Source organism: Leucobacter tenebrionis, assembly GCF_019884725.1.
Taxonomy (GTDB): domain Bacteria; phylum Actinomycetota; class Actinomycetes; order Actinomycetales; family Microbacteriaceae; genus Leucobacter; species Leucobacter tenebrionis.
The window spans coordinates 853,821-876,687 of sequence record NZ_CP082322.1; the positions used below are offsets into that span (position 1 = coordinate 853,821).

Annotated in this window: 20 protein-coding genes; 8 read left to right on the plus strand and 12 right to left on the minus strand. The window is 67.7% G+C overall.

The features are described 5' to 3' along the window. The first annotated feature begins 29 nt into the window (after positions 1 to 29). Both KVY00_RS04040 and nylB read left to right on the plus strand, forming a co-directional pair. Positions 30 to 1,469 (plus strand): purine-cytosine permease family protein, encoded by a 1,440-nt coding sequence (locus tag KVY00_RS04040; protein WP_223044452.1) that lies wholly within the window; start codon positions 30 to 32, stop codon positions 1,467 to 1,469. Between the two features lie 8 nt (positions 1,470 to 1,477). Further along, positions 1,478 to 2,683 (plus strand): 6-aminohexanoate-dimer hydrolase, encoded by a 1,206-nt coding sequence (gene nylB / locus KVY00_RS04045; RefSeq protein ID WP_223044453.1) that lies wholly within the window; start codon positions 1,478 to 1,480, stop codon positions 2,681 to 2,683. A 268-nt stretch (positions 2,684 to 2,951) separates the two neighbouring features. Here the strand turns inward: nylB and smpB are convergent, their stop codons facing one another. The 5 genes from smpB to yczR form a co-directional block, all read right to left on the minus strand. Further along, the gene (smpB, locus tag KVY00_RS04050) at positions 2,952 to 3,428 is read right to left on the minus strand and encodes an SsrA-binding protein SmpB (protein WP_223044454.1); all 477 of its coding nucleotides are present in this window, start codon (positions 3,426 to 3,428) and stop codon (positions 2,952 to 2,954) included. Positions 3,429 to 3,617: 189 nt separating this feature from the next. Further along, the gene (gene ftsX / locus KVY00_RS04055) at positions 3,618 to 4,532 is read right to left on the minus strand and encodes a permease-like cell division protein FtsX (protein ID WP_223044455.1); all 915 of its coding nucleotides are present in this window, start codon (positions 4,530 to 4,532) and stop codon (positions 3,618 to 3,620) included. Further along, positions 4,529 to 5,719 carry a cell division ATP-binding protein FtsE gene (gene ftsE, locus KVY00_RS04060; RefSeq protein ID WP_223044456.1) on the minus strand — a complete coding sequence of 397 codons (1,191 nt, stop codon included), beginning with the start codon at positions 5,717 to 5,719 and terminating at the stop codon, positions 4,529 to 4,531. Before ftsE ends, ftsX begins: the two co-directional genes overlap by 4 nt. A 112-nt stretch (positions 5,720 to 5,831) precedes the next feature. Further along, complete coding sequence (prfB, locus tag KVY00_RS04065; protein ID WP_223044457.1) at positions 5,832 to 6,941, minus strand: peptide chain release factor 2; 1,110 nt, start codon at positions 6,939 to 6,941, stop codon at positions 5,832 to 5,834. A gap of 23 nt (positions 6,942 to 6,964) precedes the next feature. Further along, on the minus strand, positions 6,965 to 8,401 hold the full coding sequence (gene yczR, locus KVY00_RS04070; protein WP_223044458.1) for a MocR-like transcription factor YczR: 1,437 nt from the start codon (positions 8,399 to 8,401) through the stop codon (positions 6,965 to 6,967). Positions 8,402 to 8,463: 62 nt separating this feature from the next. On the opposite strand from yczR, the gene yczE reads away from it, so the two are divergent. Beyond that, positions 8,464 to 9,096 carry a membrane protein YczE gene (gene yczE, locus KVY00_RS04075; RefSeq protein ID WP_223044459.1) on the plus strand — a complete coding sequence of 211 codons (633 nt, stop codon included), beginning with the start codon at positions 8,464 to 8,466 and terminating at the stop codon, positions 9,094 to 9,096. Here yczE and KVY00_RS04080 read toward each other — a convergent pair. From KVY00_RS04080 to KVY00_RS04100, 5 genes are all read right to left on the minus strand, one after another. Further along, positions 9,060 to 10,484: an APC family permease gene (locus KVY00_RS04080; RefSeq protein WP_255572751.1), complete on the minus strand. Its 1,425-nt coding sequence runs from the start codon at positions 10,482 to 10,484 to the stop codon at positions 9,060 to 9,062. The genes yczE and KVY00_RS04080 overlap by 37 nt on opposite strands. A 194-nt stretch (positions 10,485 to 10,678) precedes the next feature. Beyond that, entirely contained in the window at positions 10,679 to 11,479 is an 801-nt protein-coding gene (locus tag KVY00_RS04085) for an ABC transporter permease (RefSeq protein WP_223044460.1), read from the minus strand. Continuing rightward, positions 11,476 to 12,336 (minus strand): ABC transporter permease, encoded by an 861-nt coding sequence (locus tag KVY00_RS04090; protein ID WP_223044461.1) that lies wholly within the window; start codon positions 12,334 to 12,336, stop codon positions 11,476 to 11,478. Before KVY00_RS04090 ends, KVY00_RS04085 begins: the two co-directional genes overlap by 4 nt. Positions 12,337 to 12,345: 9 nt before the next feature. After that, positions 12,346 to 13,524 carry an ABC transporter ATP-binding protein gene (locus KVY00_RS04095; RefSeq protein ID WP_223044462.1) on the minus strand — a complete coding sequence of 393 codons (1,179 nt, stop codon included), beginning with the start codon at positions 13,522 to 13,524 and terminating at the stop codon, positions 12,346 to 12,348. Positions 13,525 to 13,526: 2 nt separating this feature from the next. Continuing rightward, positions 13,527 to 14,726 (minus strand): ABC transporter substrate-binding protein, encoded by a 1,200-nt coding sequence (locus KVY00_RS04100; RefSeq protein WP_223044463.1) that lies wholly within the window; start codon positions 14,724 to 14,726, stop codon positions 13,527 to 13,529. A 385-nt stretch (positions 14,727 to 15,111) separates the two neighbouring features. Between KVY00_RS04100 and KVY00_RS04105 the strand changes: the two genes are divergently transcribed. Both KVY00_RS04105 and KVY00_RS04110 read left to right on the plus strand, forming a co-directional pair. Next, on the plus strand, positions 15,112 to 15,579 hold the full coding sequence (locus tag KVY00_RS04105) for an Lrp/AsnC family transcriptional regulator (RefSeq protein WP_223044464.1): 468 nt from the start codon (positions 15,112 to 15,114) through the stop codon (positions 15,577 to 15,579). A gap of 2 nt (positions 15,580 to 15,581) precedes the next feature. Beyond that, complete coding sequence (locus KVY00_RS04110; RefSeq protein WP_223044465.1) at positions 15,582 to 16,976, plus strand: aspartate aminotransferase family protein; 1,395 nt, start codon at positions 15,582 to 15,584, stop codon at positions 16,974 to 16,976. Between the two features lie 293 nt (positions 16,977 to 17,269). Here KVY00_RS04110 and rpsO read toward each other — a convergent pair whose 3' ends face one another. Beyond that, positions 17,270 to 17,539 carry a 30S ribosomal protein S15 gene (gene rpsO, locus KVY00_RS04115; protein WP_223044466.1) on the minus strand — a complete coding sequence of 90 codons (270 nt, stop codon included), beginning with the start codon at positions 17,537 to 17,539 and terminating at the stop codon, positions 17,270 to 17,272. A gap of 255 nt (positions 17,540 to 17,794) precedes the next feature. On the opposite strand from rpsO, the gene KVY00_RS04120 reads away from it, so the two are divergent. The 3 genes from KVY00_RS04120 (at position 17,795) to KVY00_RS04130 (ending at position 21,248) form a co-directional block, all read left to right on the plus strand. After that, positions 17,795 to 19,009 carry an ammonium transporter gene (locus KVY00_RS04120; RefSeq protein WP_223044467.1) on the plus strand — a complete coding sequence of 405 codons (1,215 nt, stop codon included), beginning with the start codon at positions 17,795 to 17,797 and terminating at the stop codon, positions 19,007 to 19,009. Between the two features lie 37 nt (positions 19,010 to 19,046). Further along, entirely contained in the window at positions 19,047 to 19,874 is an 828-nt protein-coding gene (locus KVY00_RS04125; RefSeq protein ID WP_223044468.1) for an inositol monophosphatase family protein, read from the plus strand. Positions 19,875 to 20,048: 174 nt separating this feature from the next. Next, positions 20,049 to 21,248, plus strand: a complete 1,200-nt coding sequence (locus KVY00_RS04130; RefSeq protein ID WP_223044469.1) for an ABC transporter substrate-binding protein — start codon at positions 20,049 to 20,051, stop codon at positions 21,246 to 21,248. Between the two features lie 72 nt (positions 21,249 to 21,320). On the opposite strand, the gene KVY00_RS04135 is transcribed toward KVY00_RS04130, so the two are convergent. After that, positions 21,321 to 22,820 (minus strand): NCS2 family permease, encoded by a 1,500-nt coding sequence (locus tag KVY00_RS04135; RefSeq protein ID WP_223044470.1) that lies wholly within the window; start codon positions 22,818 to 22,820, stop codon positions 21,321 to 21,323. Positions 22,821 to 22,867: the final 47 nt, after the last annotated feature.

Sequence of the window (22,867 nt, forward strand, 5' to 3'; positions counted from 1 at the left end):
CTCGGGGCTCCGCCGAGAGGAACTGCCAAGTGACCGCACCCACTCCAGCCGATTCCCACCAGGAATTCGCCGACATCCCCACGCAGCCCGAGACCCGCGGCATCGAACTCGTCTCCGAGAGCGAGCGCCACGGCAAGCCCCGAGACCTCTTCTCGGTGTGGGCCGCGACAATGGTGAGCGTTCTCAACTTCACCATCGGCGCCTCCTTCACCGCCGTGCTCGGCCTGGAGATCTGGCAGTCCATCGCGGTCGTCCTCGTCGCGTCCCTGCTCTGGGTCTTCCCCGGCATCGTCGCCGTCAGCGGCCCCGCGGCCGGCACCTCGGGTTCCGTGATCCAGCGCGCCATCTACGGCTTCCGCGGCAACAAGATCGTGATCGCCTTCTACGGCTGGTTCATCTCGGGCGTCTTCCTCGCTCTCAACTGGGTGGCGTCGTCCTTCATGGGCGCCGAGCTGCTCACCCGCATGGGCATCGAGGATAAGACGATCGGCCTCGTCGTCGTGACGGTCGTGGTCTCGATCGTCACGGTCCTCGTCGCCGTCTACGGGCACGCGCTCATCCTGAAGGCTTTCACCGCCCTCACCATCCTGCTGCTCCTCATCTTCCTCGTGGTGACGGGATTCATCCTGCCGACCGTCGACTGGAACTTCACGCAGCCCGAGCCGCTGCAGGGCGTCGCCCTCTGGTCGAGCCTCACGATCGCCTTCGCGATTCTCGCCTCGAGCCCCCTCTCCTTCTCGAACAGCGCCGACATGGCTCGGTACCTCCCGCGCGACGCGAAGCCCTCGCACATCATCTGGGCGACGGCGCTCGGCGGCGCCGTGCCGTTCACCTTCTTCACGATCGTGGGAGCCCTCCTCGGCAGCGTCGTCTCGGCCGACGCGCTCGAGTTCGGCATCGAGTTCGCGATGCTCGACATGCTGCCGGTGTGGCTCGGTCCGATCTTCGTCATCGGCGTCATCGTGAACACGGTCGCGCTCAACGGCATGACGACCTACACGGCCAGCATGGCGTTCCAGTCGATCGGCGTGCCGATCCGCCGCATCCCCTCGGCCATCCTCATCGGCGTGCTCGGCACCGCCTTCACGCTCTTCCTCGTGATGTCGACGAGCCTCATCGACGCCATCAACCTGATGCTGCAGTTCCTGCTCATCATCTCGGTGCCCACGATCGCGGTGTACGTCGCCGACATCGTGCTGCGCCGCAACCGGTACAACGGCCTCGACCTGTTCGACGAGCGACCCGGCGCGAAGTTCTGGTACCACGGAGGCTTCAGCCTCGCCGGCCTCGTCTCCGTCGTCGCCGGCGGCACCGCCACCGCGCTCTTCCTGTCGACCGACGTCTGGACCGGCCCGTTCGCCGTCTCCCTCGGCTACATCGATCTCTCGACGCCCGTCGGCATCGTGGTCTCGATCGTGGTCTACACGGTGCTCGCGAAGCGCCGGATCCGCGCCCAGATCGCCGAGTGAGGGGACCCATGAACACGCATAGCGACACCGATTCGCAGAGGCGCAGCACGACCGGTCCGCACCCCGCGCGCTACCCGGGAGGAGCTCCGGGAGAACCGAACCTCGACAGCTGGCAGGAGGCCCCGCAGAACCGCTGGGCCTTCTCGCACCTGGGCGAGATCCTGCCCACCGCAGTGATCCCCCGCCGCTCCCCCGCCGCCCCGTCCGAAGCGACGGTGCGCCTCGACTCGCTCACCCCTCGACTCCCCGACCTGCAGCAGCGACTGGAGCAGAGCTACACCGACGCCTTCCTGGTGCTGCGCGGCGGCGAGGTGCTCGCCGAGTACTACCGCGCCGGTTTCGCTCCCGACGACCGCCACCTGCTGATGAGCGTCTCGAAGTCGCTGTGCGGCACAGTCGTCGGAGCGCTCGTCGATGAGGGGCGCATCGATCCGGCCAGGCCCGTCACCGAGTACGTGCCCGAGCTCGAGGGGAGCGTCTACGACGGCCCGTCGGTGCAGCAGGTGCTCGACATGGAGGTCGCGATCGACTACAGCGAGGACTACGTCGACCCCGCCTCCGAGGTGCAGACCCACGACCGCTCCGCGGGCTGGCGGTCGCGACGCGACGGCGATCCCGCCGACACCTACGAGTTCCTCACCACGCTGCGCGGCAGCGGCGCTACGGGCGAGTTCCAGTACTGCTCGGCCAACACCGACGTGCTCGCGTGGATCATCGAGCGCGTCACGGGCCTGCGCTACGCCGAAGCGCTCTCGATCCACCTGTGGGCGAAGCTCGACGCCGACCGCGACGCGACCATCACCGTCGACACGACGGGGTTCGGCTTCGCGAACGGCGGCGTCTCATGCACCGCGCGGGATCTCGCGCGCGTGGGACGCATGATGCTCGACGGCGGTCACGCCCCGGGCGGCCGTGTCGTCTCGGAGACCTGGGTACGCAGCATCATGGAGGGCGGATCGCGCGAGGCCATGACCTACGAGGGCTTCACCGGCACGTTCCCCGACGGCAGCTACACGCGCCAGTGGTGGTGCACGGGCAACGAGCGCGGCAACGTGAGCGGCATCGGCATCCACGGGCAGAACCTGTGGCTGGATCCGCCGACCGACTCGGTGATCGTCAAACTGTCCTCGTGGCCGGAGCCCGACACGGATCACTGGCACGGCGTGCAGAACGACGTCCTGCTCGACGTGAGCCGCGCGCTCGACGCGATGTGAGGGCCGGGGCGCGAGGGCTCGCGAGTAGCCCGCGCCTCATCCTCGCGAGAGGTCAGAAAGGGCTCGGATCCGCGAGGACTCCAGCCGTTTCTGGCCTCTCGCGCCTTATCGCCGGCTGAGTGGCAGGGCGGCAGGGTTGCAGTCAGCAGAGTGGCGAGGCAGCAGCCGGCTGAGCGGCAGCCGGCAATGTGGCAGCCGGCAGAGTGGCAAGGCAGCAACCGGCAAGGCAGCAACCGGCAAGGCGGCAGCCGGCAGGGCAGCGAGGCCCCTACTCCCCCAGCCGGTTGCGGCTGCGCATGGCGCGCTCGGCCTCGCGCTTGTCCTGCCGCTCGCGCAGCGTCTGCCGCTTGTCGTACTCCTTCTTGCCCTTCGCGAGGGCGATCTCGACCTTCGCGCGGCCGTTGAGGAAGTAGAGCCGCAGCGGCACGATCGTCATGCCGCCCTCTCGGGTCTTCTGATAGAGCTTGTCGATCTGCTGCCGGTGCAGCAACAGCTTGCGCTTGCGGCGCGGGGCGTGGTTGGTCCACGAACCGTTGAGGTACTCGGGGATGTAGGCCGCGTCGAGCCAGGCCTCGCCGCGCTCGATGAACACGTAGCCGTCGACCAGCGAGGCCCGCCCCATGCGCAGGGACTTCACCTCGCTGCCCGTGAGCACCATCCCCGCCTCGTAGGTGTCGATGATGAGATACTCGTGCCGCGCCTTCTTGTTCGACGCGATGAGCTTCTCGCCGGTCTCCTTGGGCATGGTCACATTCTCTCTACGGGTCGGTGGGGTCCGCGCGGAAGCGCGAGGACCCAGCTTAGCGCAGTCGCGGGAGCCGCGCCGCACCGCCGAACGCGACGGTTTCAGTGAGACCGACGGTTTCAGGGACTCTGAAACCGTCGGTCTCACTGAAACGGTCGGTCTCAGCGCGCGACTCCGAGCAGGCTCCGCCTACACCCGGAGGTAGCGGGTGATCGCGATCTTGGCGGCGATGGCCGACAGCACGACCCCCACGAGTATGAGCACCGGCGGCACGATCAGCGACTGCTCGACCGTGATGTAGCTCGTGAACGGCACCTCCGTCGCGAGGAAGCCCTGCACGAAGAAGCGCACGATCCCCACCGAGGCGGCCCCCGCCAGCACCGCACCCACGAGCGCTGCGATGATCCCCTCCAATATGAAGGGTGTCTGGATGAATCGGTTCGATGCGCCCACCAGGCGCATGATCCCGATCTCCCGCCTGCGCGAGTACGCCGAGAGCCTGATGGTGGTCGAGATCAGCAGCATCGCCGCCACGAGCATGAGCCCCGCGATCGCGATCGCGGTGTAGCTCGCGACGCCGAGGAACAGGAAGATGCGGTCGAGCAGGCTGCGCTGATCAGACACGCTCTGCACCCCGGGGATGCCCGAGAAGGTCTCGGTGATGATATCGGATCGCGAGGGGTCCTTCAGCTTGATCCAGAAGGTCTGGTTCAGCTGCTCGGGCCGCGTGATCTCGAGGATCGGATTGCCCTCGAACTGCTTCGCGAACTCCTCGTACGCCTGCTCATGGTCGACGAAGAAGTAGTCGTCGATGTACGGCTGGAGCGTGCCCGACTGCAGGGCGTCCTCGACCGCGGAGATCTCGGCCTCGCCGGCGTCGGAACCCGCACACGTCGCGCTCTGGTCGTAGTCCGTGCAGAGGTAGATCGCGACCTGGGCGCGGTCGTACCAGAACGTCTTCATCTGCTGGATCTGCAGCTGCATGATGATCGCGGCGCCCACGAAGGTGAGCGACACGAACGTCACGAGGATCACCGAGATGACCACCGACATGTTGCGGCGCAGGCCGTTCCAGACCTCGCCGAGAACCAGTCCCGCCCTCATCGCACCGGCCCCACATCCGTCTCGTCGTCGTCTTTCCTGCTGAGCCCGAGGTGCTCGGCGAGGTTTCCGGTCTCGGCCATCCGCACGGGGTCCATCGGCCGCCCGGGATCGAGGAAGCCGGGGATGCGACGCGCCTGCGGGCCGCCGGCCCGCACTGTGTCGTCATCGTCGTCGATCTCGGAGTCGTCCTCGCCGAACGGGTGGGGCTCCTCGAAGACGGAGGCCTCGCGCAGGGTCTCGGTGCCGAGCAGCTCGTCCAGGGGATCCGCGGAGGATGAGGGCTGCTGCGGGGAGTCGGTGTCGGGAGCCGGCGCGCCGGGTGCGGCCGCCTCTGGCGCCTGCATGCCAGGGGGCGGGGTCGGGATCGCCGCTGCCTCGGCGGCCTCCGCGTCCGGATCGGGCTCGCCGCCCTCCTCGGGGGCGAGCGCCGCACGCACGACCGCCTCGGTCGTGCGCAGCACCTGCACGCCCTCCTCCGAGAGGTCGGCGACGGGGATCGACGCGGTCTCGCCGTAGCCGCCGCCCACCTCGTCGCGCACGACGACGCCCTGCGAGAGCTCGACCACGCGCTGCTGCATGATGTCGACGAAGGTCGCCTCGTGCGTCGCCATCACGACGGTCGTCCCCGAGGCGTTGATGGCGCGCAGCAGCTGCATGATGCCGAGGCTGGTGGCCGGGTCGAGGTTGCCGGTGGGCTCGTCGGCGAGCAGGATCGACGGCTTGTTCACGATCGCGCGGGCGATCGCGACGCGCTGCTGCTCGCCGCCCGAGAGCTCGTGCGGGAAGCGCTTGGCCTTGTTCGCCAGCCCGACCATCTCGAGCGTGTCGGGCACGGCCTCCTGGATGAAGCCGCGCGACTTGCCGATCACCTGGAGCGAGAACGCGACGTTGTCGTAGACGGTCTTGTTGGAGAGCAGGCGGAAATCCTGGAACACGGTACCGAGGTTGCGCCTGAAATAGGGAACCTTGCGGGATGAGATCTTGCTGAGATCCTGCCCCAGCACGTGGATCTTGCCGATGCTCGGCTGATCCTCGCGCAGGATGAGGCGCAGGCAGCTCGACTTGCCGGAACCGGAAGCGCCCACGATGAAGACGAACTCGCCGCGATCGACCCTGAGGTCGATACCGTCGAGCGCGGGCTTCGCGGTACCCCGGTACTTCTTGGTGACGTTCTCGAAGAGGATCATGACGCCTCGACAATACGCCCTCTGCCTGTGGGCCCGACGCAGGCGCGCTGGTGAGGCGTCGTCATTCTCCGCGGAGTCGCAGAATCTCGGAGGGGAATCCTGCTGGAAGAGCTCAGTCGTTCTTCGAGAGCGAGCGCCAGCGGATGCCCGCGGCGATGAACCCGTCGAGGTCCCCGTCGAACACGGCCTCGGGCTGGGAGGACTCGTGGCCCGTGCGCAGATCCTTCACCAGCTGCTGACCGTAGAGGAAGTAGGAGCGGATCTGGTCTCCCCAGCTGGCCGTGACGGATCCCGCGAGCTCCTTCTTCTTGGCTGCCTCCTGCTCCTTCTGCAGCAGCAGCAGGCGGGTCTGCAGCAGGCGCATGGCGGCCGCGCGGTTCTGGATCTGCGACTTCTCGTTCTGCATGGAGATGACGATGCCCGTGGGAATGTGCGTGATGCGCACGGCCGAGTCCGTGGTGTTCACCGACTGACCGCCAGGGCCCGACGAGCGGAAGACATCGACGCGGATGTCGTTCTCGGGGATATCGACCTCGGTGGCCTCCTCGAGCAGCGGGATCACCTCGACCCCGGCGAAGCTGGTCTGCCGCTTGTCGGCGGAGCCGAAGGGGCTGATGCGAGCGAGCCGGTGGGTGCCGGCCTCGACCGAGAGCGTGCCGAAGGCGTAGGGGGCGTCGACCTCGAACGTGGCCGACTTGATTCCGGCGCCCTCGGCGTAGGAGGTGTCGAGCACCTTGGTTGAGTAACCGTGCTGCTCGGCCCAGCGCAGGTACATGCGCAGCAGGATCTCGGCGAAGTCGGTGGCGTCGTCGCCGCCGGCGCCCGATCGGATCGTGACGACCGCCGCGCGCTCGTCGTACTCCCCCGACAGCATGGTCTGCACCTCGAGATCCTGCACGAGCTTCTCGAGCGCTACGAGCTCGTCGGCCGCCTCCTTCGCCGATTCCTCGTCGTCGGCCTCCTGCGCGAGTTCGATCAGCACCTCGAGGTCGTCGAGGCGACTCTCGACGCCGCGCAGCTTGCGCACCTGTGCCTGCCGGTGCGAGAGGCCGCTGGTGACCTTCTGCGCGGCCGCAGGATCGTCCCACAGATCGGGCGCGGCGGCCTGCTGTTCCAGCTCGCCGATCTCCCGCTCGAGCCGTGGCAGATCGGTGACCGCCGCGATGTCGGCGTAGGTGGCGCGGAGGGCCTTGATGCGAGCGCTGAAGTCAAGATCGAGCATGATCCCCCTAGCCTATCGCGCCCTCACACGAGCTCGGCGCGCACGGGGGCGGGCGTCGCGGATCCCCTTCCCCCGCGCCACGCTCGGCTCAGCACCTCGACGGCGCGCGTCAGGTCGACCCCCGCGGCCGCGAACGGCAGCCGCACGAAGCGCTCGAAGACGCCGGGGCTGCCGAACTGCGGACCCGGCGGGATCCGGAGGCCGAGCCGTGCGGCCTCGCGGCCCAGTCGGGTGCTGCGGGGCTCCCCCAGGTCGGCCCAGACGCTCACGCCGCCGGTCGCGGGCGAGAAGCTCCACTCCGGCAGCCGGCGCTCGAGCGCGGCGAGCAGCGCGCGGTGGCCGGCGGTGAGCTCGCGGGCACGATCGGCGAGCACCTCGTCGTAGCGCTCGAGCGCGAGTGCTCCCAGCACCTGCGCCCAGGTGCCTGTGCCGAGATCGCCAACCACCCGCGCGGCCTCGAGCCGGGCGATGAGGTCGGGAGCGGCGCGGATCCAGCCCACCCGCAGCCCGCCCCAGACCGTCTTGCCGAGCGACCCGACCGTGAGGATCGCGTCGTGGTGGTGCGGCCGCGCCGCCGAGGCAGCGAACGGCAGCACGGGCCGCGGGGCGCCGAGCACGAGCTCCGCGGTCGTCTCGTCGACGACGAGGTGCGCGCCCTGATCCGCGAGGTTCGCGATGAGGTGCTCCCGCAGCTCGGGCGGCATGCTGAGGCCGGTGGGATTGTGGTGGTCGGGGATCAGGTATGCGAGGCGGGCGGCGCTGCGACGGGTGATCTCGAGCATGCTCGCCGCGTCGTGGCCGCGCACCCCGACGGGCAGCTCGGCGACGAGCGCCCCGGCGGCGGCGAGCGCCTCGCGGGCGTGCGGGTAGCTCGGCGACTCGATGAGGCTCCGATCGCCGCGCCGCAGCAGCGTGCGCGCGATGAGGAAGATCGCGTGCTGCGCGCCGAGCGTCACCATGATCTGGTCGGGCCGGGTCGGCAGCCCCCGGTCCGTGTAGCGCTGCGCGATGATCTCGCGCAGCGCCGGGTGCCCGATCGTGTCGAAGCCGTCGAGCAGGAAGGCGTCGGCGTGCTCGGCGAGCGCCCGCCGCCCCAGCTCGGGCAGTCCCGACCAGGGGCCCGGCGAGGCGCGTGTCAGGGAGATCTCCTCGTCAGCCCCGAGCGGGCGGCGGTCCCCGCCCGTCGCCCGCGGTCCGAGCACGACCGTGCCCGAGCCGCGCCGCGACTCCACCACGCGGTCCTCCCGGAGGCGCTGGTAGGCAGCGGCCACGGTGGTGCGACTCACCCCGAGCTGTTCGGCGAGCGGGCGCTCGGCGGGCAGCACGGAGGCGGGCGGCAGCCGTCCGTCGCGCACGAGGATCCCGATGCTCTCGCTGAGCTCCCGGTAGCTGTGCCCGTCGCCCCGCCATGCGCCGAGCAGCTCCTGGAGGCGGCGGGCCGAGAGTCGTTGCGCGATCATGGGGCCACTGTATGCGAATTGGCCTCTTGGAAACCAGTCCAATCTGCGGTGGACTGATCACCATGACCCCGCGACTCCTGCGCCTCGTCCCCGGCCTCCTCCTCTACGGGATCGCGGACGCGTTCATGATCCGCGCCGCGATCGGCGTCGACCCCTGGACCGTGTTCGCGCAGGGCCTCGCCGTCCACAGCGGTCTGAGCATCGGCCTGCTCACCAACCTCATCGGCCTCGCGGTGCTGCTGCTCTGGATCCCGCTGCGGCAGCGGCCCGGGATCGGCACCGTCCTCAACATCCTCCTCGTCGGCCCCGGGATCGAGCTCGGCCTGTGGCTGCTACCGGCTCCCGAGGCGCTCTGGGCGCGCGTCGCCTGCTTCGCCTTCGGTCTCGTGCTGCTCGCCGTCGCGAGCGGCCTCTACATCGGCGCGCACCTCGGGCCCGGGCCGCGAGACGGGCTGATGACCGGGATCCACCTCCGCTTCGGCACCCCCATCTGGGTCGGCCGAACCGGCGTCGAGATCACCGTGCTGCTCATCGGCTGGGCGCTCGGCGGCGACGCGGGCCCCGGCACGCTCGCGTTCGCCCTACTCATCGGGCCGCTGTGCGGGATCACACTGCCGCTGCTCGACCCGCGCACCCGTCGGGAGCGTGCCGAGGCGCGCTACTCGACGGGCTCGTGCTCGACCACCTTGTTGTAGCCGGTGACGGGCTGGTTCTCGTCGAAGGAGGCTACTTTCCGACGGAAGCCCTTCGTGATGAAGACCAGGTAGACGAAGCCGAGTCCGGTCCAGATGAGACCCCCGAGCAGGGCGTGCCCGTCGAGGTTCACCCAGAGCAGCCCGGTGAGAGCCGTGCCGATGACCGGCATCACGATGTACGTGAAGATGTCCTTCGGCGTGCGCCGGCGGCCCTTGCGGATCGCGAACCAAGCGATCACCGAGAGGTTCACGAAGGTGAAGGCGATGAGCGCGCCGTAGTTGATGTAGGCCGCGATCATCTCGAGGGTGAAGGCGATCGCGAGCAGCGAGATCGCGCCGGTGAGCACGATGTTGAAGGTCGGGGTGTGCGTCTTCGGGTTGATGTAGCCGAATACCCGTTTCGGGATCACGTTGTTGCGGCCCATGACGAGCAGCATGCGCGAGACGGAAGCGTGCGACGCGAGACCCGATGCGAGCGTCGCCGCGAAGCCGGCCGCGGTGAGCACCGCGGCGAGCACCTTGCCGCCGACCAGCTCGCCGATGATCGGGAGGGTCGAGTCCTCGACGAACTGCATGTCGCCGCCGGGGGCGAACTCGTTCCAGTCTGGGAAGCGCTGCTGGGTGAAGTAGCCGGCGACGAGGAAGATCGCGCCGCCGAGCACGACGGTGAGCAGGATCGCCTTCGGCATGATCTTCGGGGTCTTGGCCTCCTCGGCGTACATGGTGACCGCGTCGAAGCCGATGAACGAGAAGCAGACGATCGTGGCGCCCGCGAGCACCGCGCCGAACTCGACGCCGCTGTGGAAGAAGGGCTGCACCGTGACGACGCCGCCGACACCGGCGCCGCCGGCGAGCTGCACGATCACCAGGAGCACGAACACGGCCATGACCGCGATCGAGAACACGAGCAGGATCATGTTCACGTTCGAGGTGCCGCGCATCGTCAGGTAGATGATGCCCGTCACGAAGACGACGTAGAGGATCACCCAGACCCATCCCGGCACGGCCGGGAAGAACGCCTCGAGGTAGCTGCGGATGATGAGGCAGTTCACCATCGGGAGGAGCATGTAGTCGATGAGCGCGGTCCACCCCACGAGGAAGCCCACATTCGGGTGCATCGACTCGCGGGCATAGGTGTACGCGGATCCGGCGCTCGGGATCGCACCCGCGATCTTGCCGTAGCTGATCGCCGTGAAGACCATCACGATGAGCGCGACCGCGTAGGCGAGCGGCACGACGTTGTTCGTGTCGCGCGCGACGAGGCCGAAGGTGTCGAAGACCACCGTCGGAGTCATGTACCCGAGGCCGAGGCCGACGATGGCCCAGAGCCCGAGGCTTCGCTTGAGGGTTCCGCCGCGCTTGGCCGCCGGCATCAACGTCTTCGTCATGTGCTCTCCGAGAGTCGGAGGATCGCCCGGGCGAGTCCGCCCCGCTGCGTCCTGGTCTGCTGCGGGACTTCCCGCCAGCCAAACATCCTGCACCCGATGCGGCCCGCGACGCAAAAGCTCTCGGCCCCCGCCGCAGATTCTGCGGTGGGGGCCGAGAGCTGCGCGAGAAGCGCGGCGGCGAGAGGCGCGTGGAGCTACTGCCGCGCCAGTCTCTTCTGCTTGTTGATGTTCACCATCTGCACGATGATCACCAGCAGCAGCGCGCCGATGAACACGATCGACGCGAGCACGTTCGCCTGCGCCGGCACGCCCTTGAGCGCCGAGACGTAGATGAACTTCGGGAAGGTGGTCGCGGTGCCCGAGTTGAAGTTCGTGATGATGAAGTCGTCGAACGACAGCGCGAACGAGAGCAGCGCCGCACCGATGATGCCCGGCATGAGCATGGGCAGGGTGATCCGCCAGAACACCTGCCCCGGCGAGGCGTAGAGATCCCGCCCCGCCTCCTCGATCGCCGGATCGAGACTCGCCACGCGGGCCTTCACCGCCACCACGACGTACGAGATGCAGAACATCGTATGCGCGAGGATGATCGTGCCGATCCCCTTCTCCACGCCCGCGAGCAGGAACTGCGCGGCGAGACCCGCGCCGAGCACCACCTCGGGCGTGGCCATCGGGGTGAACAGCAGCAGGCTGACCGTCGAACGGCCCTTGAACTTGTAGCGCACCAGCGCGATGGCGATCATCGTGCCGAGCACCGTGGCGATCACGGTCGCGACCACGCCGATGAGGATGCTATTGCCGAACGCCTGGCAGACCTGCGGAGCGCCGCAGGGGTTCTGCCAGTTGTCGAGCGTGAACCCTCGCCAGATGATGTTGTTGCGGCCGGCATCGTTGAAGGAGAACAGGATGACGTGCAGGATCGGCAGCAGTAGGTAGATGAGCGCGACCGTCGCGACGACCGGCACGAAGGCCTTGCCCAGACTGAAATTCTTCACAGCAGATCCTCCGCCCCGCTCTTGCGCACGTATGTGGCGACGATCGCCAGGATGATGAGCATGAGAATGATCGACAGCGTCGCGGCCATCGGGTAGTTCTGCGTCTGCAGGAAGTTCGACTCGATGACGTTACCGATCATCGTGGTCGAGGTGCCGCCCAAGAACTCGCGCGAGGCGACCACGTAGTCGCCCGACATCGGGATGAAACTCAGCAGCGTGCCCGAGACCACTCCGGGTATCGACAGCGGCAGTGTCACCTTGCGGAAGGTGGTGACCGGCGACGCGTAGAGGTCGGATCCGGCCTCCAGCAACCGCAGGTCGAGCGCCTGCAGCGACGAGAAGATCGGCAGCACCATGAAGGGGATGAAGTTGTAGATCAACCCGAAGATCACGGAGAAGTGCGTGCCGATCCACTCGTTCGGCAGGATCGACTTCCAGGCGAGCGTCCGCAGCAGCAGGCTGATGAAGAACGGCGCGACGACCAGGATCAGCAGCACGCCCTGCAGCAGAGGCCGCGAGCGCACGCGCACGCCGATGAGGTACGCGATCGGGTAGCTGATCAGCAGGCCCACGACAGTCGCGATGACCGCGTAGACGAACGAGCGGACCAGGTGCGGCCAGTACTCCTGCAGCGCGACCCAGTAGTTCGAGAACTGCATGGCCGCGACGTACTGCCCGATGCCGCCGCCCTCGTCGGGGGCCTGCAGCGAGGTGAGCGCGAGCTGGATGAAGGGCGCCACGAAGAACAGCAGCATGTACGCGATGCCGGGCGCGAGCAGCAGCAGCGCGACCCACCCCTTCTTGCGGGGCGCCTGTTCGACGGCCTTCGCGGAGGCCGAAAAGGCGGTGAATGCCATAGCTGCCCCCTACTCGCCGAGCGCTGCGTGCGCCGCGATGGCCTGGGTCGAGAGGTCGGCGGTGAGGGCGCCGGTCTCGAGGCGATCATCGGCGAGGCCGAAGGTGTGCTCCACGCGCCAGCTCAGCCACACCTCGTCGCCGAGGGCGGCGGTCGGGCCGGCCTGCAGGTTCTGCTGGAAGACCTGCACCGGGGCCGATCCCGGGAGCTCGACCGTGTACTGCGTGCTGACGCCGATGAAGGAGACATCGGTGACGCGGCCCGGGCCGATCGCGTTGAGGCCTGCGTCCGGCTCGACGGGCGCGGTGCCGAGCGTCATCTTCTCGGGGCGCACGCCCACGGTGATGGATCCGCTCTCCCGCTCGCTGCGCGAGCGGGGCACCGAGATCCGCGTGCCGAGCAGGTCGGTGTGCAGCACCTGGTCCGAGCCGCCGACCACATCGACGGCGAAGAGATTCGACTGGCCGAGGAAGTTCGCGACGAACACGGTGCGGGGCAGCTCGTAGAGCTCCTCAGGGGCGCCCATCTGCTCGATCCGGCCCTTGTTCATCACCGCGACCGTATCGGCCATGGTCATGGCCTCCTCCTGGTCGTGCGTGACGTGGAGGAAGGTGAGACCGACCTCCTGCTGGATCTGCTTGAGCTCCTGCTGCATCTGGCGACGCAGCTTCAGGTCGAGGGCGCCGAGCGGCTCGTCGAGCAGCAGCAGCGCGGGCCGGTTGACCACGGCGCGGGCGAGCGCCACGCGCTGCTGCTGCCCGCCCGAGAGCTGCGCGGGCTTGCGATCGGCGACGTGGTCGAGCTCGACGAGCCGCAGGGCCTCGTGCGCCTTCCCGACGGGGTCGGCGGACTTGCGGCGGCGCAGGCCGAACGCGACGTTCTCGAGGATCGTCATGTGCGGGAAGAGCGCGTACGACTGGAAGACCGTGTTGACCTGTCGCTTGTGGGGCTTCAGACCGCTGACGTCCTTGCCGCCGATGAGGATCTTGCCCTGCGTCGGGTCTTCGAGCCCGGCGACGAGGCGCAGCGTGGTCGTCTTGCCGCAGCCCGAGGGGCCGAGCAGCGCGAAGAAGGATCCCGCGGGGATCTTCAGGTCGAGGTTCTCGACGGCCGTGAAGCCGGGGAATCGCTTCTGGATGCCGACGAGTTCGAGGTCTGCGCCGGATGTCGCGAGTGAGTTCTCCGTCATGTCTACAGCCCCAGCACGTTCTGGAAGGCGGTCGAGTAGCGCTTGTCCTCCTCGGCGGTGAGGCTGCGGAAGGGGTGCAGGTGCTCCCAGTCGGCATCGCTCGGGAAGATGAGCGGGTTCTCGGCGTTGTCGGGGTTGATCTTCCGCATCTCTTCCTGAGTGCCCTTCACGGGCGGGATGAAGGTGACGTAGTCGGCGACCTCGGCCATCACGACGGGGTCGTAGTAGTAGTCGATCATCTGCTCGACCTGCTTCTTCGCCTCGGCGGAGGTGCCGTTGGGGACGGTGAAGGAGTCGGCCGCGATCATGCCGCCCGACTCGGGGATCTCGAGCGTCCACTGGTTGTCGTTCTCGGCGTTCAGCATGACCACGTCACCGGTCCACGCCATCGCGGCGAGGGCGTCGCCCGTGATGAGGTCCTGCGTGTAGCTGTTGCCCTTCACGTTGCCGATCTGGCCGCTCTGCAGGGCGTCGTCGAGCCACGCGAGCGCCTCGTCGAACTCCTTGTCGCCCCAGTCGCCGTTGGGGTCGTAGCCGAGGCCCGCGAGCACCATGCCGATGGTGTCGCGCATCTCGCTGAGCACCACCACCTTGCCCTTGAGCTCGGGCTTCAGGAAGTCGTCGAGGGTCTTGATCCCGCCCGGCACGGCCTCCGTGTTCCATACCCAGCCCGACGCCGGCAACTGCCACGGGATCGAGAATTTGCGGCCGGAATCGACGTCGAGCGCATCCCACTGCGCGTCCACCAGGTTGGCCTCGACGTTCGACAGATTGGCGTAGTCGAATTCCTGCACCTGGCCGGCTTCGATGAGACGGGCGTTCATCCAATCGGTGAAGGTGACCACGTCGTAGCCGGTGTACTGGTCGAGCTTCAGCTGGTCCTTGATCTTGCCGTAGAAGGTGTTGTTGTCGTCGATGTCCTCGACGTAGTCGACGTTGAACCCCGCCTCGTCCATGAAGGCGTCGAGCGACGGGTACGACCCGGTCGACTCGTCGTAGTCGAGGTAGTAGGTCCAGTTGCCCCAGACGATGCCGTCTCCCCCGCCCCCGCCTCCGCCGCCGGAGCACGCGGAGAGGCCGAGCGCGCCGGCCCCGGCTGCCCCCACCGCGGCACCGCGGAGCAGCTGCCGACGGTTGAGCTGAGCTCCGCGCAGCATCTGGACGATATTTCGGACGATCGGGTCTTCGGGCTGACGTGCCATGAGCATCTCCCTTGGTTCTCACGGGTGGCACCGGCAACGCGATCGGCCGCACTGCCGGGTGTGAAGATGAGAATGGCACAGAGAGGGAAGCGATGCCAAGCTCGCATCCCGCGCGCCTCACATTTCGACATGAAACGGTTACATCGCAGACACGGTGCTGCGGTTTCCGATAGAGATCCGGGGCCTGTTCCACGCATTCCGAAGCACGAACTCGATCCTCGCCGCCCCGCGCACTCGCCCCGCGAGGGGCGCGGACGACGTACAATACCGAATGGCGGTGCCGATCCCGGTTCGATCGCTGCTCAAGGCTGGGATAAGTAGATTCCAATCCAGTTTTCTTCGGATTCCTTTGCTTTTTCGACATTTCACTGCAAGAATCAGTGGCGTGAGCACCAAACGCACCTCGCCCGCACTCGACGCGACGTCGAAGGCGATCATCGAGCAGCTTCAGCGCGATGGTCGTCGTTCGTACGCGGAGATCGGCAAAGCGGTCGGCCTCAGCGAGGCCGCCGTGCGACAGCGCGTGCAGAAGCTCACGGATGCCGGGGTCATGCAGATCGTTGCAGTGACGGACCCGATGCGACTCGGCTTCAGCCGACAAGCAATGCTCGGCATCCGCGTTTCCGGTGACACCAGGGTCGTCGCCGATCGTCTCGCCGAGATGCCGGAGATCAGTTACGTGGTACTCAGCGCTGGCTCCTTCGACATCCTCGCCGAGGTTGTCTGCGAGGACGACGAGGGCCTCATCGAACTGCTCAACGAGAAGATCCGCGGGATCGACGGCGTTGCGGCGACCGAGAGCTTCGTCTACCTCCAACTCACCAAACAGAAATACGACTGGGGAACAAGATAACCATGTCCTACGATCCCACTGCAGCCGTGGACGCCGCCGCGCTCCAGGCTTCGGCCCGCGACCACATGTGGCCGCACTTCACCAACCGCAAGGTGCTCAACGACGGCATCCCCGTCATCACCCGCGCAGAGGGCCACCACATCTACGACGCTGCCGGCAAGCAGTACATCGACGGCCTCGCGGGCCTGTTCGTCGTGAACGCCGGCCACGGCCGCGACCGCATCGTCCAGGCTGCCGCGAAGCAGATGAAGCAGCTCGACTTCATGCCGCTCTGGTCGTACGCGCACCCCGCCGCCGTCGAGCTGTCGGAGCGCCTCGCTTCGTACGCCCCCGGCGACATGAACAAGGTCTTCTTCACCACCGGCGGCGGCGAGGCCGTGGAGTCGGCGTTCAAGCTGGCGAAGCACTTCTGGAAGATCAAGGGCCAGCCGATGAAGCACAAGGTCATCTCGCGCTCGGTCGCCTACCACGGCACCCCCCAGGGCGCGCTGGCCATCACCGGCATCCCCGACATGAAGAAGTTCTACGAGCCGCTGACCCCCGGCGGTCACCGCGTGCCGAACACCAACTTCTACCGCGCAGAAGAGATGGGCGCGCCCAGCGACGACGTCGAGGCATTCGGCCAGTGGGCTGCGAACCGCATCGAGGAGGCGATCCTCTTCGAGGGTCCCGAGACCGTCGCGGCCGTCTTCCTCGAGCCGGTGCAGAACTCGGGCGGCTGCTTCCCGCCTCCCCCCGGATACTTCAAGCGCGTTCGCGAGATCTGCGACCAGTACGACGTGCTGCTCGTCTCGGATGAGGTCATCTGCGCCTACGGCCGCATCGGCGACTTCTTCGCTTCGAAGGCGCTCGGCTACGAGCCCGACATCATCACCTCGGCGAAGGGCATCACCTCGGGCTACGTGCCCCTCGGTGCCATGATCGTCTCGGACAAGGTCTCGGAGCCCTTCAACTCGACCGAGAACACCTTCTACCACGGCTTCACCTTCGCCGGTCACCCGGCCGCCGCCGCTGCCGCCCTCGAGAACCTCGACATCTTCGAGGAAGAGGACCTCAACGGCCGCGTGCGCGAGAACAGCCCGCTGTTCCGCGCCGAGCTCGAGAAGCTGCTCGACATCGACATCGTCGGTGACGTGCGCGGCGAGGGCTACTTCTTCGGCATCGAGCTCGTCAAGGACAAGGCCACCAAGGAGACCTTCAACGAGGAGGAGTCGGACCGGCTCCTGCGCGACTACCTGTCGCCCGCTCTGTGGGAGGCCGGCCTGTACTGCCGCGCCGACGACCGAGGAGACCCCGTCATCCAGCTCGCTCCCCCGCTGACCATCGGTCCGTCGGAGTTCGCAGAGATCGGCGGCATCCTTCGCAGCGTTCTGAAGGACGCCTCCTCGAAGATCTGATCTCGCGAACCCGCTCCTGAGCCGGGATCGCTTCAGGATCGAGCCCCCTCGGCTGCCCACCGGCGCCCGAGGGGGCTTTCGCGTGCGCGGTTCGCACCGCACTCGCCGTCCCCGGGTAGGAGATCCTGCTCCACGCGGGTGAATCTCCCGGAGACCCGCCCGCGTGGATCAAGATCTCCTACTTGAACGAGACGAACTGAGGGCGTTGCGCCGTGCCCGCCCGCACACGCAGAAGCGCCCCGCTCCTCCAGGGAGGAACGGGGCGCTTCGCAGTAAGTCCGAGCGGCGATCGATTAGCGGCGCAGACCCAGACGCTCGATGAGCGAACGGTAGCGGTTGATGTCGACGTTCTGGAGGTAGCCCAGGAGACGACGGCGCTGACCGACGAGCAGCAGCAGGCCACGGCGCGAGTGGTGATCGTGCTTGTGAGCCTTGAGGTGCTCGGTCAGATCCTTGATCCGCTGCGAGAGCATTGCGACCTGCACCTCGGGGGAACCGGTGTCACCGGGCTTGGTCGCGTACTCGTCGATGATCGCCTTCTTGACTTCTGCACTCAGTGCCATAGGGATCCCCTTTCTGTTGCTGCGCGGCGCCGTCAGCGGGATGCTGGGGCTCTCTTTATCCGCGGCCGTTCTAACGGCAACCTGTACATCTTAGCACCGTTTCGCCGCCGCGGCGGTCTCCGCCCGACGTGACACCCTCGAAACACACCGGTGATCCTCGCGTCACCGCCTTGAGACCGTCATGAAACAGCGACGGCGCACACTGGTCGCACGATGGATCCCGGCTCGACGCCGGCACAGGGAAAGGCGGCAGCCATGGAACTCACACCGCAGGACGTGTGGACGCTCGCGAGCACCGCGCTCGTACTCATCATGACACCCGGACTCGCCCTCTTCTACGGCGGGCTCGTGCGCGTGCGCTCGGTGGTGAACATGATGCTCTTCAGCGTGAGCGCGATGGGGGTGGTCGGAGTGCTGTGGATCCTCTTCGGCTACAGCATGAACTACTTCGCCGAGGGAGAGAGCGGTTTCGCGGGTAGCCCGTTCAAGGACTTCGGGCTGATCGACACCGCACCCGCGGACTTCATCGGCGTCGGGTTCGGCGCGGTGTTCGCGATGATCACGACGGCGCTCATCTCGGGCGCGATCGCCGACCGGGTCGGCCTCGGCTCGTGGGTGCTGTTCTCGGGCGTGTGGGCGACGCTCGTCTACTTCCCCGTCGCGGCGTGGGTGTGGGGCGGGGGTTGGATCCAGAACCTCGGCGGCGCACTCGGAACGCCCGAGGTGATCGACCTCGCCGGGGGCACCGTGATCCACATCAACGCCGGCGCGGCGGCCCTCGCGCTCGCACTCGTCGCGGGCAAGCGCCTCGGCTTCGGGCCGGGATCGCACAAGCCGCACAGCATTCCGCTCGTGACGATCGGCGCCGCACTGCTGTGGTTCGGGTGGATCGGCTTCAACTCCGGGCTCGCCACCGAGACGGGCGAGGCCGGCCTGATCCTCGTCAATACGCTGGGGGCGCCCGCCGCAGGCATCGTGGGCTGGATCATCGTCGACGTGCTGCGCGGCAAGAAGCCCGGTGTGATCGGAGCCGCCTCCGGCGCCGTCGGCGGCCTCGTGGCCATCACTCCGTCGGCCGCGAACCTCTCCCCCGTGTGGGCGCTGCTCCTCGGCCTCATCGCCGGCGCGGCGTGCGCGTTCGCGATCGAGTGGAAGTACCGCCTCGGCTACGACGACTCCCTCGACGTGGTCGGCCTGCACCTGGTGGCGGGCGTGATCGGTTCGCTCTACCTCGGCTTCTTCGCCTTCGATGACGGCCTGTTCATGGGCGGCGACGCCGGCCTGCTGCTGGTGCAGGCGATCTCGGTGGTCTCCGTGATGGTGTACTCCTTCACGGTGTCGCTGATCATCGCCCTGGCGGTGAAGGCCGCGACCGGACTGCGCGTGCCCGTGGAGGTCGAGGAGGCCGGTATCGATGCCGGCGCTCACGGCGAGGAGGCCTACGCCTACGAGGTGCCCGCGGTGCGGTGACCGCGCCCGGAACCGCAGCGCCTCTAGGCTGGGGATCATGAGCTCTGCGAATTCGAACGCCCATGATCCTCAGTCTCTCGCCCGCCTCGCCGCGGACGTCGCCGTCACCGCGGGTGAACGCATCTTCGAGTTGCGCGCCCGCGGTGTCTCGGTCTCCGCGAGCAAGTCGAGCGAGGTCGATATCGTCACCGAGGCCGACCGCGAGTCGGAGCGGCTGATCGTCGAGGCGCTGCTCGCCGCCCGCCCGGACGACGGCGTGCTCGGCGAGGAGGGCGCCGGGGTCGAGGGCACCAGCGGGATCACCTGGGTCGTCGATCCGATCGACGGTACGGTCAACTACTTCTACGACCTGCCCGCTTACACGGTGAGCATCGCGGCCACGGTGCCCGACGCCTCCGCGAGCGCCGACGGGAGGAGAGCGATCGCCGGGGCGGTCTTCAACCCGCGCACCGGGGAGCTCTTCGATGCGTGGGAGGGCGGCGGATCGCGCCTGAACGGCTCCCCGATCACGATCTCCGGCAAGCGCGAGCTGGCCACCGCGCTCGTGGCCACCGGGTTCGGCTACACGGTGGAGCGGCGGATCGAGCAGGCCGAGGCTCTGACCAGGGTGCTACCCCTGGTGCGCGACATCCGCAGGATCGGCTCGGCGGCCTACGACCTCTGCAACTTCGCCGCGGGCCGTCTCGACGCCTACTACGAGCGCGGGCTGCAGCCCTGGGATTTCGCCGCCGGACTGCTCATCGCGCGCGAGGCGGGAGCCGCCGCGGTCGGGCGCGACGAGGACACCGCTCCGGGGACGCCGTTCCTGTTCGCCGCCGACCCCGCGCTGGTCGAGCAGCTCCGCAGCGCGGTGCTCGGGGACTGACCCGCGGGATCCCCGCCGGCTGAGACGGTCGAGCCGACCCAGGCTGCTTTGACGGACCTGGGAGGCGAAGCCTCTGTCAACGCAATTGACACCCGCGTGGACTTCGTCTCCCGCCTGTGTGAAGATGGAGCGGAGATGCGTCGCGCCCGCGACGCCGTTTCCAAAGGAGGGAACATGCTCCGTCAGCCGTCGGACCCCGTCGTGCGAGATCTGGTGAACCGGGCGCGAGTCGCCCGCATGAACCGCCGTCAGCTGCTGCGAGGCGCCTCGCTCGGCGCAGCCATGCTGGGCATGGGCTCGCTGGCCGCCTGCGCCGGATCGAGCGGCCCGGGCGACGGCTCGCGCGGTACCGTGCGCTGGGCGAACTGGACCTACTACCTCGACTACGACGACGAGACCGGCGGCTGGCCCTCGCTCGACGCCTTCATGGAGCAGAGCGACATCCGCGTCGAGTACTTCGAGGACATCGACGACAACAAGACGTTCATCGCCAAGATCAAGGATCAGCTGAAGCTCGAGCAGGATACGGGCTACGACGTGATGGTGCCCTCCGACACCACGCTCGTGCGGCTGCTCGAGCAGGAGCAGATCACCGAGTTCGATCGCTCTCTCATGCCCAACGTCGACGCCCAGATGATCGACCTCGTGCAGCACGCGTCCTTCGACCCCGAGCGCACGTGGTCGATCCCCTATCAGGCCGGCATGACGGGCCTCGTCTACAACACTCAGCTGTACCCCAAGGGCGTGCGCGAGGTCTCGGACCTGTGGGCGCCCGAGCTCAAGGGCAAGGTGAACCTGCTCACCGAGCAGGACGACACTCTGGCGCTCATCATGCTCGAGCAGGGCGTGGACATCGAGGGCGACTGGGGCGACGACGAGTTCGAGGCAGCCCTGGATGTAGCGGCGAAGCACATCTCGAGCGGTCAGGTCGCTACCGTCAAGGGCAATTCGTACACTCAGGATCTCGAGCAGGAGACGGTCTGGGCCGGCATGGCCTGGTCGGGCGACATCGCGATCCTCAACGAGGACGCCGGCGAGGAGATCTGGAAGTTCGTGGTGCCCGAATCCGGCGCCTCGGTCTTCGTCGACTCGTTCTGCATGCCGAAGGCGACGGGGGCGTTCGAGCAGGTGCACGAGCTCATCGATTACTACTACGAGCCCGAGGTGGCGGCGCAGGTCGCCGAATACGTGCAGTACGTCACCCCGGTCGCCGGCGCCCGGGAGGCGATGGAGAAGCTGAACCCCGCACTCGCCGAGAACCCGCTCATCTTCCCCGACGATGCGATGTCGAAGCGTATCTTCGACATGCGCTCGCTCACCGCCGAGGAGGACAACCGCTACTCGCAGGCGTACCAGCGCATCCTCGGCAACTGAGCGTGAACGAGGAAGCCCCCGGTGCCGCGATGCGCGGAATCAGGGGCTTCCTCGTGCGGAGCGCCGTCGCGATCAGGCTCCGAGCAGCGCCTCGATGGGACCGCGCGCGAAGAAGACCACGAAGCCCGCGGCGACGACCCACAGCAGCCAGTGGATGCTGCGGGCGCGACCGCTGAAGGCGTGCACGAGCACCCACGCCACGAAGCCCGCGCCGATGCCGTTGGCGATGGAGTATGTCATCGGCATGACGGCGACCGTCAGGAAGACGGGCAGCAGCACCCGGAAGTCGCTCAGGTCGATGTTCTTGATCTGCGCCATCATGAGAGCGCCCACGATCACGAGCGCCGCGGCCGCGACCTCGGTGGGCACGATGCCGGTGAGCGGTGTGAAGAACATCGCGAGCAGGAACATCAGGCCGGTGACGACGTTGGCGAAGCCCGTGCGGGCCCCCTCCCCGATGCCGGCGCCCGACTCGATGAAGACGGTGTTCGACGACGACGAGGTGAGGCCGCCCGCGATCGCGCCGACGCCCTCGACGACCAGAGCCGACTTGATGTTGGGGAAGTTGCCCTTCTCATCTGCGAGTCCGGCCTCGCGCGAGAGGCCGGTCATCGTGCCCATCGCGTCGAAGAAGTTGGTGAACAGCAGCGTGAAGACCAGCATCACGACCGTGACGGCCCCGACTCGGCCGAAGTCGAAGCTCACGGCGCCCACGAGCCCGAGATCGGGCAGGCTGAAGGGCGCGGAGCCGAGCTCGGGCACGGTGAGGCCCCAGCCGCCCGGGTTGGCGATCTCGCCGTCCGCCCCGGCGCGCGGGCCGAGGTGCGCGATCGCCTCGACGATCACGGCGATCACGGTGCCGCTGATCAGGCCGATGAGCAGGCCTCCCTTGACCTTCGCCGCGACGAGCACGCCGGTGACGATGAGGGTCACCACGAAGAGCAGGGTCGGGATCGTGACGACCGATCCGCCGATCCCGAGCCCGACGGGCGGCGAGTTCGAACCCGTCGAGGTGACGAAGCCCGAGTTGACGAAGCCGATGAACGCGATGAAGAGCCCGATGCCGACCGTGATCGCGAGCTTCAGCTCGACTGGGACCGCGTCGAAGATCATGCGGCGCAGGCCCGTGGCCGCGAGCAGCACGATCAGCACGCCGTTGATCACGACGATCGCCATCGCCTCGGGCCAGGTCACCTGCCCGACGACGGAGAACGCGAGGAAGGCGTTGATCCCGAGCCCCGCCGCGAAGCCGAAGGGAAGCCGCGACACCACGCCGAAGAGGATCGTCATCAGACCGGCGGTGAGCGCGGTGACGGCGCTCGCCTGAGCGAAGGCCTGCTCTCCGCCGGGGCTGCCGTCGATGTAGTTGCCGAGCACATCCTGGCTGCCCGAGAGGATGATCGGGTTGAGGATCACGATGTAGGCCATCGTCACGAAGGTGACCAGCCCGCCCCGGATCTCGGCTCCGAAGGTGGATCCGCGTTCCGTGATGCGGAAGAAGCGATCGATGCCGCCGCTCGGCTGCTTCGGTTCCGCGATCTGCTGACTGGTTTGCTGACGAGCCTCTGCCACCGGCCGCTCCGTTCTTGCTGGGCGTTTGCTGAACACAGCAACGCTAC